Source organism: Arcanobacterium canis (genome assembly GCF_029625435.1).
Classification (GTDB): domain Bacteria; phylum Actinomycetota; class Actinomycetes; order Actinomycetales; family Actinomycetaceae; genus Arcanobacterium; species Arcanobacterium canis.
Map to the genome: position 1 here is coordinate 307,327 of NZ_CP121208.1, position 15,559 is coordinate 322,885.

Here is a 15,559-nt window from a genome sequence, read left to right on the forward strand (position 1 = left end):
AATTTGGGCAATTCGGCCTCAAAGAAGCGCCGGCGAAGCCTCCTTCCGGATGTTCCGCCGGCGCTTGCTCATGCAATCGTTGACAACCACACCCACATTGAGATCTCTGGCCCTGGGATAAGCTTTGATCCTGCTGATCAACAAATCAGTGAGGATCCCGAGGGGTGGCGTTACCCGCCGACTCTGGGGAACCAGCTTGCTGTGATGGAGAGCGTCGGGGTGCGTGCAGCAATCACGTCTGGATGTGAAGTTCCGGCGCTCACGCCCACGTATGAGCTGGCTCAGTCAGTTCCAAATATTTTTGCAGCATTGGCAATTCACCCGAACGAAGCGGCGATGCACGCCGGTGTACGCGAGATCGCTCCAGATGGTCTTGAACCCGATCCACAACTTCATCACGAGCAGTACTCCCTTCACGATGCCATCGAGCAGGTTGCCCAGTTGGCAACAGCAGATGACGTGGTGGCGATTGGTGAGACTGGCTTGGACTACTTTCGTACTGGCGAGGCGGGTAAGGAAGCGCAGAAGCGTTCGTTCCGTGAGCACATTGCGCTCGCAAAAGAGCTCGGCAAGCCGATGCAAATCCACGATCGTGACGCTCATGCCGACGTTGTCGAAATTCTTCTGGCTGACGGAGCTCCTGAAGGAACTGTTTTCCACTGTTTTTCCGGCGACGCGGAGCTGGCGCAGATTTTGGCAGAAAACGGCTGGTATGCATCGTTTGCTGGCACGGTGACGTACCCCGCTAATGACTTCTTGCGTGAGGCGCTTGCAGTGCTGCCAGCGGAATTGATCTTGGTCGAAACAGATGCTCCGTATCTGACCCCGGTTCCGTTCCGAGGACATCCGAATGCGATATGGGGCAGTGTTTACACTGCTCGTGCTCTGGCTCAGTACCGCTCAGTGAGTGAAGAAGAATGGTGTACACAGTTGGATGCCAATACATCGCGCGTGTATGGAATTTGAACGAAATGTGCTGTTTTTGCAACCAATAAGTGGGAGCCGCCGCAAATCCCTTGCGAAAGATCACGTTTTGATTACAATCGGTAACTAGTAAATAACGAACAGTTACTGGAGTACACATTGGCTACTGAAAACTCGGTTGAAGCTCTGTTTGGCGATCATGCCCTCGAAGAGCCGATTCGTCCTGGAACGCGTCGAGCACGCCGTGCCGCAGAGCGACAGGCAGAGTGTCACGCACGAGAAGCAGAAGCTCTTGCTGGTGAATTGCTGATGCCACAGAACAATCAAGCTGAACAGGCTGCCCAGGCCGGTCAGTCTCAGTCACCTGCGTGCGTGGATGAGCCAGCTGGTGTGATTCCAGCCGATGATGCTGATGAGAGTGCGGCGAGCGAACTCGATGGTTCCGCGTCGCCAGATACTGAAGAGATTCCCGCCGTCACCGATGCCCAGAGTGCCGAAGCTGCCGAATCGGAGATGAGCGACGTTGCCCCGGCTCGCCGCTTCGTTCTGTGGCGGCGTGCGACTGCGGCGGGGATTGTCCTCGCCTCGGTAGCGACGGTGTCGTCCTTTGTCTTGTCGAACACTGACTCTCATTTTCAGGCGCAAGCTGCTGCCAAGGGGAGCCGTGCTGTCCTCGTTCGTGCCACGTCAACGTCTGTCTCGGATGCCTCAGCTGATGTGTCGTTCACGGCACGTATTGGAGGAAAAGACGTCGCGGTCCGCGCACGTGCAGGGCAAACGTACGGTGAGGCGCTAGCGGCAGCCAAGCTTGGTGTCGATGCCGACGACGAGGTCTCTGTTGGTTTGGGAACCGCAGTGAAGGACGGTGCGACGATCACCGTCGTGAAGGTGGATGTGCGTACCGAATCTCGTCCTTACAATGAAAAGTTCACCACCACCCGCAAGGAAACCGCTGACCTTCCCAAAGGCGAAACAAAAACCGAAACTGAGGGCAAGGATGGTCAGGGTAGCCGCACGTACCGCGTGACATTCCGTGACGGTGAAAAGGTTGGTGAAGATATCCTTTTCACTTCCTCCACGCAGAAGCGGATCGATGAAGTCGTGCTTGTTGGCACGGGTAATAAGGAAGAGATCGCCGCGAAAGAAGCGAAGAGCGCTGGTATCGTCGCAGGCCCACCGGCAAGCCCAGGTAGTGCGCGTGCAATTGCACAGTCGATGCTGGCGTCCTATGGCTGGGGGCCAGAGCAGTTCGCCTACCTCGATTACTTGTGGCAGCGTGAGTCGAACTGGCGTTATGACGTCGCAAATCCGTCGTCGGGGGCCTACGGGATTCCGCAGGCGCTGCCGGGTTCGAAGATGGCCTCGGCAGGTGCTGACTGGCGAACGAACCCTGCCACCCAGATCAAGTGGGGATTGGGCTACATTAAGGCCCGCTATGGAAGCCCGGCTGGTGCTGTGGCCCATTCGCGTGCGACAGGCTGGTACTGATCGCGCGGTATGGCGGTTATACTTCCACTATGCAGTTACTCGGCCCGGTTCAGATTCGCGAACTCGCGCAACGTCTTGGCGTTTCACCCACGAAAGCTCTTGGACAGAACTTCGTGCATGATTCTGGTTCTGTGCGCAAAATTGCGCGTGACGCCGGTGTGTCAGGTTCCAGTCGTGTGCTTGAAGTTGGGCCGGGGCTCGGTTCCCTAACACTTGCCCTGCTGGAAACAGGGGCTGAGGTATCTGCAGTGGAAATTGATCCTCCGCTCGCCGCTGCACTGGAAAACACGGTTGCCGAATTTGCGCCACAGGCAAAAGAACGATTCGCTGTTGTGCTGCGAGACGCTATGACGATGACTGGCCCGGATTCGCTTGCGGTGCCCCCGGCGTCGTCGGGGCCGTTCATGCCGACGCACCTCGTGGCGAATCTTCCGTACAACGTGGCTGTTCCGATCTTGCTTACCGCGCTCGAAACGTTGCCTAGCCTTGAGTCGGTCACCGTCATGGTGCAGTTGGAAGTGGCTGATCGCCTGGCCGCAAAGCCTGGTTCGCGTGTGTATGGGGTTCCGAGTGTGAAAGCGGCGTGGTATGCCGACGTGAGCCGCGGGGCAAAAATTTCTCGAAACGTTTTTTGGCCCGTTCCTAATGTCGATTCTGCGCTTGTCCACATGACCAGGCGCGAGCATCCACGCGGAGCGAGCCGCGAAGCTGTTTTCGAGGTGATTGATGCCGCCTTCGCTCAACGCCGCAAGACTTTGCGTGCTGCACTGACGACGTGGGCGGGTAGCCCTGCATTGGCAGAGGAAATTCTTTTGCGTGCCGGAATCGATCCCAAACAGCGCGGTGAAAAGCTCGAAATCGCAGACTTCGTGAAGATCGCGGCGGCGCGTTAATCGCGAGTCGTCGTCTCCTTGATTCTGGCTGTCACTCGAAATGGGAATATTCCCGGATTGCGAAACCGGGGTGAATGAAGTGTGTATCACGCCGTAGAATGAGTTCTATGCGCTATGTCTCAGTCACTGTCCCGGCAAAGATCAATCTCGCTTTGCGCGTGGGCGGTGTGCGCGAAGATGGCTTCCACTCTCTTGACACCGTCTACGAAGCAGTGGATGTTCGTGACTGTATTGAGGTGTGGGCCGATGATGAACTCTCCCTTGAAATGACAGGTTTGGGCGCGGATCTTCCCACAGATGAAACAAATCTTGCGATGCAAGCAGCGCTGTTGATGAGGCGAGAATTTGGCGGAGGACAGGGCGATCCAGCTGACGGCCTCGGCGCGCGGATGAAGATTATGAAAGAGATTCCTCTCGCCGGTGGAATGGCCGGTGGGAGTGCAGACGCTGCAGGCGTCCTCGTGGCATTAAACGCGCTATGGGAAATCAATGCTCCGATTTCTACGTTAGAAAAACTTGCCGCTCAGCTCGGCTCGGACGTGCCGTTCGCAGTCCACGGTTTTGTGGCTCACGGTACTGAGCGTGGTGAGAAGATTTCGCCAGTGCGCGCGGGTACGAAACACACATGGGTCATTCTGTCCCAAAGTGAGGGTTTATCGACGCCGGCTGTTTTCCGTCAGTTTGATGTCCTTCACCCTCAGGCCACTGATCCGGCGTCCACTGAAGATCTTCGACGCGCACTGAATTCTTCGCAGCCTCAAGATTTCGCTCGATTGTTGGTCAATGATCTTGAAGCCCCAGCACGCGCATTGCGTCCTGACGTCGCTGCACTTCTCGACGATCTCAAACATGCCGGGTACGCTGTGCTTCTTTCCGGCTCAGGCCCAACTGTTTTGATTTTGTCAGACGCAGACGAAGCTCCTGAACTGGCAGAAGGCCTACGTCACGATTTCCCTTCACACACAATCACGGTAGCTCACGGGCCAGTCCGCGGAGCACACGTCACTCACGCGGAGTAGTATCTTGGCCCATATTCTCGGTTTTGAGGGCGTGAGTATCTCCCTCGGTTCACGCCCGATCTTGGGCAATGTCAACGTCTCATTCGGCGACGGTGCCCGAATCGGCATCGTCGGCCCGAACGGCGGTGGAAAATCGACGTTGCTGAAACTGATGACGCGCGCGCTCACCCCCGATGTCGGGCAGGTGACGATGGTCAGTGGCACCCGTTTTTCTCTGCTCTCGCAGGCTGATTCACTCAATCCGAATGACTCTGTAGCGCAGGCGATTCACGGCGATTCTGAGCAGTTTGAATGGGCCTCTGATGCGGCGATGCGTTCCTTGCATGATGGCCTGATCCCCGATATTCCGTTGGAGAAGAAGGTCGGGGAGCTGTCGGGCGGACAGCGTCGGCGTGTGGCTCTCGCTGCCACGCTCGCTGAGCCGTCCGACGTCGTCGTTCTCGACGAGCCAACGAACCACCTCGATATCGAAGGAATCACCTATCTCGCACGGTATCTCAACGAACGGTTCGGGCGTGGAGAGGGCGCACTTGTGGTCGTTACGCACGATCGCTGGTTCCTCGACGCCGTTTGTGATCGTCTATGGGAAGTTGTTCCCGGTCATGACGGTGCGGGCGGGCGTAATCCGCAGCCGGGTTATGTCGAAGAATACGAAGGTGGCTACGCTGCCTACGTTTTGCAGCGTGCCGAGCGTGAACGTATTGCTCAGGCGAGCGCGGAAAAACGCGCAAATCTGCTACGCAAGGAGTTAGCGTGGTTGCGCCGCGGCGCTCCGGCACGCACCTCGAAGCCACGCTTCCGCATTGAAGCAGCCAACGAGCTTATCGCGAATGAACCACCTCCGCGTGACACAATTGAGCTGGCGAAAATGGCGACTTCCCGCTTGGGTAAGCAAGTAGTCGATCTTGAGGACGTGTGGTTCTCCTACGACGCCGACGCTTGTGATGCGATGGAAACGGACACGCAAGCAGCTGTGAGAGATGCGGAAGTGGCCTTCACCCTCAAAGACGTCACGTTACGCCTCGCTCCAGGAGAACGAATCGGAATCCTGGGCGGAAACGGAGCAGGCAAATCTTCGTTGCTCGGCTTACTGAATGGATCGATGGTGCCGACGTCGGGGCGCATAAAGCGCGGAAAAACTGTTGTGCTGGCAACGCTCTCGCAGGAAACACATGAACTTGACGAAATCAGCGAGCGGCGTGTGGTTGAAGCAGTTCATGATGTCGCTTCCCATGTGATGGTCGGGAAGAAGGAGCTTTCAGCTTCGCAACTTGTGGAAATGTTGGGGTTCACTCGCGAACGTGCATGGACGAAAGTGGGGGAGCTCTCCGGTGGTGAGCGACGCCGTTTGCAGTTGATGCGTTTGATGATCGGGGAGCCGAATGTGTTGCTTCTTGACGAACCAACCAACGATCTTGATACGGACACATTGGCTGCTGTGGAAGACCTCCTTGATTCCTGGCCAGGTACCCTCGTCGTTGTTTCTCATGATCGTTATTTCCTTGAGCGCACCACCGATCATCAGATCGCTGTGATTGATCATCATGTGCGTGGCTTACCTGGCGGCGTTGATCAGTACCTTGAGCTACGGCAGGAAGAAACGCTGTTGAGCGGGAGTGACACGCCGGCGTCGGGAAGTAGTGCGGCGGCTGGCGAAGAAAAGACAACGTCTGACCCGGCCAAGGAACGTGCTGCGAAGAAAACGATGGCTCGCCTTGAACGTCAGATGAGCAAACTCACCGAGAAAATTGACAAACTCGCAGTGAAACTTGCTGACGTCAGTGCGAATGTTGCCGATACAGGCGCATACGAGGAGTTGGCTGGGCTTGGTCGTGAGATCGCTGGACTCAAAAATGATCACGAGGTGCTAGAACTTCAGTGGCTCGACGCCGCCGAGGAAGCGGAACGCTGGAGCTAAGCCCGTAACTTTTGGGTATAAAAAGGTGGAGCAGCCAGGATGGCTGCTCCACCTTTTTGACACCGTTACTTGCCTCGGAAGGCGTCGGTGAGCTTGATTCGCTTTCCTGTACGCAGCACAGAACCCTTGTAGATGCGCCCAGCTACCCATGCGAGCAGCGGGAACACTGCCACCGAAATGAGAGCCGAAAGGATCTGGCTCCATACGGGGACTGCTCCAAATGCTTCGCGCATCGGCATCATAAATGGTGAAAGGAACGGCACGTACGACAGTGCGGCGGTTACTGGCCCATCCGGTGAGGCTGGCACCAGGTACAGCGCTACGTAGAAGCCAACTAAGGCGATCAAAGTAATGGGCATATTCGCTTGAGCCAGATCTTCTTGACGCGAGACCGTCGCAGCCACTGCAGCTGTGAATGTGGCGTAGGTGAAGAATCCGATGATGACCCAGATGAGTGACCAGCTCAGAAGTGATGTCACTGAGATGAAGGAGCCTAGCCCGGCGATATAGACGGCAGCGACAATCGATGCCATCGTGGCCGCGTAGAACATTAGTGCGTAGGCGCCGATACCCAGGATCTTGCCTGTTAACAGCTGATGCGGACGGACAGCCGAGAGCAGGATTTCCACCACACGCGACTGTTTCTCCTGAACCACTCCCGCGCCGATCTGAGAAATACCCATGACGATTGACATCATCAGTAGGGTCAGCGTCACGAATGCAGGAGCCATCTTTGACGGGTTCGCGAACATGTTGCCAAGTCCGCCATTCGACACTTCCTTTGACGGCAGATCAGAGGCGAACTGGAGACTCGTGATTTGCTCAGGAGTGGCGCTCTTTCCCGTTGCCTGCTCTACTACCCAAGCGGTCGCCACGTGGCTCAGGAATGTGCGAGCCATGACGTTATCTCGGTCTGAGCCGATCTGCACGGTCGTGGGCTTGCCGGGCTCACCAGCAAGAACAATGCCGATCTGGTTATCGGCGTCGTCCTTTTCTTTCAGCCACTTTTCTGCATTTTCAGGGGTAACCTGCGCGAACTCAACAGGTGTGGGGGCTATGCCTTTGCTGATGGCTTCGGCAGTTTTCTGATACTGCGCCATCTGCGGTTCAATACCGACCACGAGCACTGTGGGGTGAGTTTCTTCTGCGGGCGTATCGGCATTGAGATCAGGCAAGAAAATCCGTCCGACGATTCCCAGAATCAGGAAGATGCCGATCGTCACCCCGAGCATCACCTTGGATGCTTTCGCGTTAGCGACTGCTAAAAACTCATGCTTGGTAATTGTGGCGATCACTTGCGGCCTCCAAACAGGGCGGCAAGGCCCCTCTTCTTCTTTGCGGGTTTTGCGGGAGCAGGCGGCGGAACGGTGACGAGGTGTGAGAACAATTCGTTGAGGTGTGGACGGTAGGGGGTGAAGCTTTCAACAGGTCCCACGGCAAGGAGCGCACGCAAGACATCCTGATCGGAGATCTCGTCAGTCAGCGCAATGCGCAGGTGCCCGTCGGTGCCAGTGACGCCGACGCCGAGGGGGAGGAGTGCGTCGCGTGCGGCCGAATCTGCGGCTTGAGTGACGACGTCGATATACGGATGTTCGGTGGTGCGCAGTTCGTCGAGTGTGCCAGAAGCGACAATTTTGCCCAGTGACGCTACGGCCACACGGTTACACAGTCGCTCAACGAGATCGAGCTGATGTGAGGAGAAAATGACAGTGGCGCCTGCCTCAGCCTTTTCTTGTAAGACACTGCTCATATCTTCAACTGCCAGCGGGTCTAGTCCAGAGAACGGTTCATCGAGCACCATGATCTGTGGATTGTGGATGAGTGCAGCGGCGAGCTGAACTCGCTGCTGGTTGCCGAGAGACAGGGCTTCGACGGTGTCTGACCGACGTGCGGACACGCCGAGCCTATCTGTCCAGTATTCCATTGCTTTCGTTGCGTCAGCTTTGGTCATCCCCTGAAGCTCGCCCAAGTAGATGAGTTGTTCGCCCACCATGAGTTTGGGGTAGAGACCGCGCTCTTCTGGCATGTAGCCAAAACCGCGCCGTGAGTCGAAGTTCAGTTTTTTGCCGTCGAGGCGAACTTCGCCGTCGTCGGCGCTGAGAACACCGAGCATAATCCGCATCGTTGTGGTTTTGCCGGCGCCGTTTGAGCCTACAAAGCCGAACACGTCGCCGCGTTCAACGGTGAAACTCATTCCGTCAAGTGCCTGGGTAGCCCCAAAGCGCTTGCGGAGATGATCGATTTCTAAGGTCATCGAGAGGCCTTCCTCGTTGAGGTTAATTCTCTCTAAGGTTACCCGGCTACCCCAGCGCGTGTCACACAAGAATTGTCTGTGATCCGCAGTTACTCGGGGTGGTCAATTGTGCCCAAGCGAGGATCTTTTTCCAGGTTATGTAGCCCATTCCACACGAGGTTGACTACATGCGCGGCGAGCGCGTATTTATCTGGCTCACGGGTCATTGCCCACTGCTGTCCGGTGAGTCCGACCATTCCAGCGAGCATCTGCGCGTAGAGAGGGGCGGCGTCCTCATTGAGACCGAGTTGGGTGAAGTACGGAGTTAAAAGTGACGTGAGGTAGTCGCCAATATCGGACAGAATCGTGGAAAAATTTCCGGCGTCGAGTGCGTCCGGGGACTGGTGGATGAGCAACGAAAAACCGTCCGGATGTGCGTCGATGTAATTGAAGAGTCCATAGATTGCGCGTTCGAGAGCGCATCGAGGGGAAATCTCGGGGCTGAGTGAATCTGCCAGCAACGTTCCCACCGCTTGTGTCTCACGGTCAACGATCACCTGGTACAGGCCCTCTTTACCTCCGAAATGTTCGTAGATGACAGGTTTGGAAACGCCTGCACTTGCAGCGATTTCCTCGATGGAAACGGCATCATAGCCATGACGTGCGAAGAGTGATCGGGCGATCTTGATCAGTTGTTCGCGACGTTCCAACCGCGACATCCGTTGGCGTTTTTTCTCAGTCATGACCCCCATTATGTCAGTGTGTTGTGTGCTGCGGGCCGGCTTGAATACTGATGGTGTGAGACGGGATTGGTGACGATATTTCTTTCCGTGTTGCCGAGTGTGGCGGACTTTTGGCACAATAGTGAGTGCTGTCCCCCATGGTGTAACGGCAGCACACGGGTCTTTGGAACCCTTAGTCGAGGTTCGAATCCTTGTGGGGGAACTGCGGCGCAGGTGAATGCCTAGCGCCGCTTATGCCTATTTAATGGGAGGAACAGTGGCTAAGCTCAGCGCCGCAATCGTCTTAGCAGCAGGTAAAGGCACCCGCATCAAGTCCTCTATCCCAAAGGTTCTGCTTGAGATGAATGGCGCATCCCTTGTGGGGCATATGCATCTCGCAGTTGCTGGGCTTGAACCCGATCATGAAGTTTTCGTGGTTCGCCATGAGCGTGAGCGAGTAGTGGAACATCTTCGTGAGATTGCCCCTGACGCCCTTATTGCTGATCAAGATGATGTGAAGGGAACTGGTCGCGCCGCTTGGTGTGGTTTGCAGGCACTTCCTGATGATTGTGAAGGTGCGGTGCTCATCGTGGCAGGCGATTCGCCAATGTTCACTACTGAGGCGCTTGCACAGCTTCTGGCTGCCCACGGCGACAATGCTGTCACTGTGTTGTCTACGCGCGTGAGTGATCCTTTCGGCTACGGCCGTATCATGCGCGATGCTTTCCCGGGATCTAACGAAATTGCTGGTAGCCCAGGCGCAACTGGCTCAATTATCGGCATCGTTGAGGAAAAAGACGCCACCGATCTTCAGCGCACGATCAATGAGATCGGCACTTCTACCTACATCTTTGACGCTGCGTTCCTGCGCGAATCGCTCGGTACTCTTGGCACCGACAACGCGCAGGGCGAAATGTATCTCACTGACCTCATTGCACAGGCTGCTCGTACTGGCGCCGGCGTGGGGTCATTTATTCTTGAGGACTCCGTCCAGGCAGAAGGTGTGAACGATCTCGTTCAACTCGCCACGCTCCGCACGGAAAAGAACCGTCGTATTCTCGATCACTGGATGCTTACCGGCGTCCATATTATTGACCCTGCGACGACGCATATCGGCATTGGCGTGACTCTCGATCCTGACGCCGTGATCGAACCTGGCACCGTGCTCGCAGGAGCTACCCACGTCGGCGCATTCGCACACGTGGGCCCACATTCTCAGCTGACAGACGTGGAAGTGGGCGCTGGTGCGCAACTTCCTTACGTGGTTGCGTCGAACGTCACCGTGAAAGAATCGGAGCAAATTCCGCCTTTCACAGTGCTCAACGGAGCAACCGAGTAGGCTGAGAACTGAGGAAAAGATCGCCTGCGATTCCCAAGGGAGAAATTCTGTGATCAACGCGGAAAGCAACACGGACAACGCCTACAACGTTCACGTAACTGGCATTCATAAGAGAGGCGAAAAGCACCTGGTGGTAGCCTCTGGCCGCGCCCACCCGGAGCTTGCGCAGGATGTAGCGAAGGCGCTGGGGATCGATCTTGTTCCGGTCACCGCCTACGACTTTGCCAACGGTGAGATCTACGTTCGTTTTGAAGAATCGCTTCGGGGCACGGACGTGTTTATTATTCAGTCCTTCGAAGGGCCGATTAATAAGCAGATCATGGAAGCACTGATCATGCTTGATGCTGCCAAGCGTGCGTCGGCGAAGCGTATTACGATCGTTTTGCCGTCTTACCCTTATGCTCGCCAAGACAAGAAGCACAAGGGACGCGAGCCGATTTCCGCCCGCCTGATGGCAGATCTTTTCACCACAGCGGGTGCTGACCGAATCATGTCGGTGGATCTGCACGCCTCGCAAACTCAGGGTTTCTTCGATGGCCCAGTGGATCACCTTGTTGCTATGCCGACCTTGTGTGAATACGTGCGCGGCAAAGTTGATGCATCCAACGCAGTTATTGTGTCCCCCGACGCCGGCCGTATCAAGGTTGCTGAGCAGTGGGCAGCACGTTTGGGCGGAGCGCCGTTGGCGTTCGTTCACAAGACGCGTGACATTACCCGCCCGAACGAGACGGCTTCAAACCGCGTGGTTGGTGACGTCAAGGGGCGCACGGCTGTGATCGTTGACGATCTCATCGACACCGCAGGCACGATTGCTGGTGCGGTTCGTGTGGTGAAGGATGCAGGCGCCAAGGACGTGATCATCGCCGCTACCCACGGCGTTCTTTCTGGGCCAGCGCGTGAGCGTTTGGCAAATTCGGGTGCGTGTGAAGTTGTTCTGACCGATACTGTGCCTATTCCGCCGGAAAAGCGTTTCGATAACCTCACCGTGCTTTCAATTGCTCCGGTGATTGCAAAGGCAATCGCGGCGGTTTTCAATGATGGATCGGTGACCAAAATCTTCGAAGAGCAGGGTGCTCAGCGCTAGATGTAGGTAAGTAGGTGCGTAGAGGAGGCAAGTGTCTCGGCACGGCACGCTCTGCCATTAACAGGATCGATACGTGGGGGCACTTCATATCAAAGTGCCCCCACGTATCGTGTCAATGCCTCATAACTCGCGTTACACATCAATACGGCTCTCGTATCGTCGTTAGTGACGTTCTTCCCGGTGTTGGTCAATTCGCTCAGCGGTTTGAGGAGCATCCCGACGCAGGTCAATGAGTTAGCGCAGTTGGTGGGATTAACTGGTGTGAGGAAGTTTTTCCAGATTCAGCTTCCCAGCTTGAGATTACAGATCATCAATGGGGTTCAGTTAGGTGCACTTGCGGGAATAACAGCTGCAGTGATCGGTGAGATGATTGGAGCGCGTTACGGGTTAGGGTATGTGATTGTTCGCGGTCAAGAATCAGCAGACACTGCCCAAGTCATGGTTTCACTTTTTATTCTTTCGTTTTGTGGCCTTATTACTTGGCATGGATTCGCGTGGATTTCTCAGAAGCTACCTCAGTGACAAGACATTGCAGGTGAGGTGCTATTTTAGTGATTGTTTCTCTCAGTTTACGTATGATAATTTGACACATCAGTTCAAAAAGTTAATAATAAAGTGCAATCGAAATTGTTGATTCTCTGAATTTTTGCAGTAATGCATGGGTTTAGGGAGTTAACGCAATACACATATACGCTTTCTCACCGCCACAAGCCGAATAAAACAAACGATTCTCGTTAGGTTCGGAAATCTTGACCTTGTGATCCAGTCCTTTGTGTTTGGATCGGTTCAGATTGTTTCTAGCGTTCCGATGGAATTTGTTTGTTTTATCTGCCGCTCCCTGTGGGGGGGCGGGAGAGAAGAGTGCTCGATGCGCAAGCGCATTCGTGTAGCAGTATCCAGTGCAGTCACAGCTGTATCCATCGCGCTAATGCCGATGATGGCGCCTGCTGCTTTTTCAGACACGCTTCCGGATGAAAACGCTCAGAATCCGGCAGAAGCTGCGGTTCCTGGCGATGGTGCATCTCATTCACTACCGACTATCTCCAATCCAGAGGGCACAAATACTGACCCAGCGCCAGTAGTGCAAACTTCGCAAGAAGCAGATCTGACATCTCAGCCCTCTGCACCTGCACCTGCTCGATTGCTTTCCCCTTCCGCTACGAGCACGGCGTCTTCCATTACGTCACCTTTACTCACGCCACGGTTCACGGAGCGTGCAGCTGCCGCTCCGCTTGCACTTTCTACTGCACTGTCCCCTGAATCGGAGAAAACGCTGTGGGGCAGGGGCGGAAATACGCTCGATGATTTCGAGTCCTGCGGCGATCAAACAATGATGCTGATGACCTCTTCAGGCGTGATACAGCGAGTATGTAACGGCAAGGTCGTGGATACATACGATATTCCCAGCGCTTCGTTGGCCTGGGTAGTTGGATACGGTACTTCTTCGTCTAACGCACAATACTGGAAGCGCGAAAAACGAGATCTCAGGGAGGATCTGGGCACATTCAACAGCCTTGCCGTTGATCGTAAAAATCAGCAGATGTGGGTAGTGGAGTCCAATCAGCGTGATACGACCGGAAACGGGTCGGTGCTTTTGTGGAACTACAAGAACACTGGCGATGGTGCGTTTTGGCATGCAATCGATACCCGTAAAGGCCCTATTGTTGCAAAATGGCAATCAAAGAATGGTGCAGATTATGTTACGCCCCCGTCAACCCCTCCTTTTAGCAACACCGCTATTTATCCAACGGTAGCAAGCACAACAAATAAAAACTATCCCGATACAGCAAAAACTGCCACAAACCCTGAGCGTGCTCTATCTTTCTCAGGGGCGGGAACGATTTTTAACGTGGGAATTATGGCTGAAGATGGTACCTACATCTTCGGTGGCCCCCGCCACGGCAATTACATCAACAAGGGGAAGGGGGAGACGAACTCTCTTCGTCTTTTCGCTCGTCAGCCTTCTACAGGGCAGATCGTTTACTTAGGGCACGTCAATCTGCCTAGTGCGCAAAGTATTTCAAACCTCAGTGTGCAAGGCGATGTCGAAATCCAATTTGACCGTGACGGAAACTTGTCTGTTGTTTATGGACAAGTGGAGGGGCGAGCTACTGCTATTGGGAAGGATTTTCCGAAGACGTACAAATCAATGGTCACGGTGGAACGTGATTCCCTCTCGCAAGCTCTTGCAAACCCTGTTGCTATCTGGAACGCGCAACAAGGAAGAACTGGCGCATGGCAAACGCCTCGGGGCGGGTCAATAAACATGGGTGCCGATAAAAACAATTTCACGCGGAATTCACGTCAGATTCCTTCAGGCGTAAATTATTTGGGGCGTGAAATAAAAGTCCCAGGAGCCACACCGAAATCGGAATCAACGATCTACGATGGTAACGGAAACCTTCTGCTCGGTGCTCAGTACAGCGAAGGATATGATCCCTCGAACCAGACACAGGTTGGCAACGTTATGCGTTGCTCGCTGGGGAATGGGCAATGCTCCTCGTTCTATAAGACGACGAACGCCTACTCGAATCAAACGAAAGTGTGGCGTCAATCAACTAACGGATTACGTCAGTATCCTGGTGGCGGGTTATGGGATTACCAGTTCAACGAAATCGAAGGTTTCTTCACTCCGCCTTCGATCGTTGTATCGAAGAAGATCGTTGGCGGAAAGGCTGATCCTTCCGATCAGTTCACCGTGAGCATCACTGCGAAGTCCGATCCGGTGACTGGCGAAAATGTGACACGTTCGGGAACCACAAAGCTTACGGGTGAAGGCAGTGAAGAACTGACGAGCTTCATGATGATCCCTGGTACGCAGTTCCAGCTGACGGAAAAGATGGCGCCAGGTTCGAAATCTTCCCTCTCTGATTATCAGGCTTCCTATCAGTGTACTTACCGCTCAAGCGGTGGTGCGACTAAGCAGATTCAGGGTGCGCGCGTGGGCACATCCAGTGGTGAAACATTCACTGTGCCCGACGACGCAGTGGGGCAAGTGAATTGTGTCGTGACAAATACGTACGAAAAACCGTCTACCCAGGTGAAGCTGCAAAAGGCAATTTCGGGCGTGCGTATTGACAATGCCGATCAGTTTGTACTCTCAGTTTCCGGTGAGGGTGTGAACACAACGTCCGTCACCACTACCGGTACACGCGGCCAGATTACTTCGCAGCCGATTACGGTGGAGACGAGCACACAGGGCGCTTCGATCACTGTTTCTGAAACGTTGGCGCGGAACTCGGGTACGCGCAACCTCACCGATTACGGGGCAGCTTTGCAATGCCGCGTCACTGACCGCGCCGGGCAGCAAAGTCCGCTCAATGTGCAGCTGAGCGCAAATACTGCCCGTAACAGTTCGACATTCCGCATTCCTGCTCAGGCAGTACTTGTTGACTGTGTGTTGACAAATACACCTAAAGGGTTCTTGAACTTTGAAAAAGTGGGTGTCGAAAGCTTGTCCGCGATTGATTACGACGGGGTTGGCGTGGGTAACGCTCAACACCTGGGCGGGTCTGAATGGATCATTACGAAGCAACAAGGTGGCTCTGCTGTAGGCAAGATCCGCGATTGGGAAGCACAAGCTGGCACTACGGTGCCAACGCCAGAAGCTGGCTTCCTGCAAGATACCGACCCGCGCCAAGGATACATCTCGGTCAGGGGACTGGCCCTTGGCGCCTACGTCTTGACGGAAACGAAAGCGCCTACGGGGTATAGCCGAGAAGGTAGTACGCGGACGTTCACGGTGGCACCTACGCAACCGATCGCAAGTTTTTCTGGCAACCAGGCAATTGCAAACGAGCAAATTGTTCCACCGCAATTGCCGCTCACTGGAGGGCTCGGACGCGATGCTTTCCTTATCGGCGCAGGGGTTTTGCTTGTCACTTCCCTCGGCGTGTTTATTCTGCTTGGACGCAAGCGCACAATTAACTAAGAGAAAGA

At 55.0% G+C, this 15,559-nt stretch carries 12 protein-coding genes and 1 tRNA gene; 10 read left to right on the forward strand and 3 right to left on the reverse strand.

The features are described from left to right. The first annotated feature begins 3 nt into the window (after positions 1–3). The 5 genes from P7079_RS01315 to P7079_RS01335 all read left to right on the forward strand — a co-directional run bounded on the left by P7079_RS01315 (position 4) and on the right by P7079_RS01335 (position 6,242). A complete protein-coding gene (locus tag P7079_RS01315; protein ID WP_278013043.1) occupies positions 4–966 on the forward strand; it encodes a TatD family hydrolase in 963 nt (320 codons plus the stop codon). Between the two features lie 117 nt (positions 967–1,083). Next, positions 1,084–2,412, forward strand: a complete 1,329-nt coding sequence (locus P7079_RS01320) for a resuscitation-promoting factor (RefSeq protein WP_278013044.1) — start codon at positions 1,084–1,086, stop codon at positions 2,410–2,412. Between the two features lie 29 nt (positions 2,413–2,441). After that, complete coding sequence (gene rsmA, locus P7079_RS01325) at positions 2,442–3,305, forward strand: 16S rRNA (adenine(1518)-N(6)/adenine(1519)-N(6))-dimethyltransferase RsmA (RefSeq protein WP_278013045.1); 864 nt, start codon at positions 2,442–2,444, stop codon at positions 3,303–3,305. Positions 3,306–3,412: 107 nt separating this feature from the next. Beyond that, positions 3,413–4,324 carry a 4-(cytidine 5'-diphospho)-2-C-methyl-D-erythritol kinase gene (locus tag P7079_RS01330; RefSeq protein WP_278013046.1) on the forward strand — a complete coding sequence of 304 codons (912 nt, stop codon included), beginning with the start codon at positions 3,413–3,415 and terminating at the stop codon, positions 4,322–4,324. Positions 4,325–4,328: 4 nt separating this feature from the next. Further along, entirely contained in the window at positions 4,329–6,242 is a 1,914-nt protein-coding gene (locus P7079_RS01335) for an ABC-F family ATP-binding cassette domain-containing protein (RefSeq protein WP_278013047.1), read from the forward strand. A 65-nt stretch (positions 6,243–6,307) separates the two neighbouring features. Here P7079_RS01335 and P7079_RS01340 read toward each other — a convergent pair whose 3' ends face one another. The 3 genes from P7079_RS01340 to P7079_RS01350 form a co-directional block, all read right to left on the reverse strand. Continuing rightward, a complete protein-coding gene (locus tag P7079_RS01340; RefSeq protein WP_278013048.1) occupies positions 6,308–7,537 on the reverse strand; it encodes an ABC transporter permease in 1,230 nt (409 codons plus the stop codon). Next, positions 7,534–8,496, reverse strand: a complete 963-nt coding sequence (locus P7079_RS01345; RefSeq protein ID WP_278013049.1) for an ABC transporter ATP-binding protein — start codon at positions 8,494–8,496, stop codon at positions 7,534–7,536. The genes P7079_RS01340 and P7079_RS01345 overlap by 4 nt, the downstream gene beginning before the upstream one ends. 89 nt (positions 8,497–8,585) lie before the next feature. Continuing rightward, entirely contained in the window at positions 8,586–9,218 is a 633-nt protein-coding gene (locus P7079_RS01350) for a TetR/AcrR family transcriptional regulator (protein WP_278013050.1), read from the reverse strand. A gap of 131 nt (positions 9,219–9,349) precedes the next feature. Here P7079_RS01350 and P7079_RS01355 point away from each other — a divergent pair. The 5 genes from P7079_RS01355 (at position 9,350) to P7079_RS01375 (ending at position 15,551) form a co-directional block, all read left to right on the forward strand. Next, positions 9,350–9,420 (forward strand) — tRNA-Gln (locus P7079_RS01355). Positions 9,421–9,474: 54 nt separating this feature from the next. Beyond that, complete coding sequence (locus P7079_RS01360; RefSeq protein WP_278013051.1) at positions 9,475–10,536, forward strand: NTP transferase domain-containing protein; 1,062 nt, start codon at positions 9,475–9,477, stop codon at positions 10,534–10,536. 103 nt (positions 10,537–10,639) lie between these two features. Next, positions 10,640–11,620, forward strand: coding sequence for a ribose-phosphate diphosphokinase (locus tag P7079_RS01365; protein WP_376987071.1), 981 nt, complete (start codon positions 10,640–10,642; stop codon positions 11,618–11,620). Positions 11,621–11,785: 165 nt separating this feature from the next. Further along, positions 11,786–12,142 (forward strand): ABC transporter permease, encoded by a 357-nt coding sequence (locus P7079_RS01370; RefSeq protein WP_278013053.1) that lies wholly within the window; start codon positions 11,786–11,788, stop codon positions 12,140–12,142. Positions 12,143–12,488: 346 nt separating this feature from the next. Then, positions 12,489–15,551, forward strand: a complete 3,063-nt coding sequence (locus P7079_RS01375; RefSeq protein ID WP_278013054.1) for a prealbumin-like fold domain-containing protein — start codon at positions 12,489–12,491, stop codon at positions 15,549–15,551. Positions 15,552–15,559 lie beyond the last annotated feature (8 nt).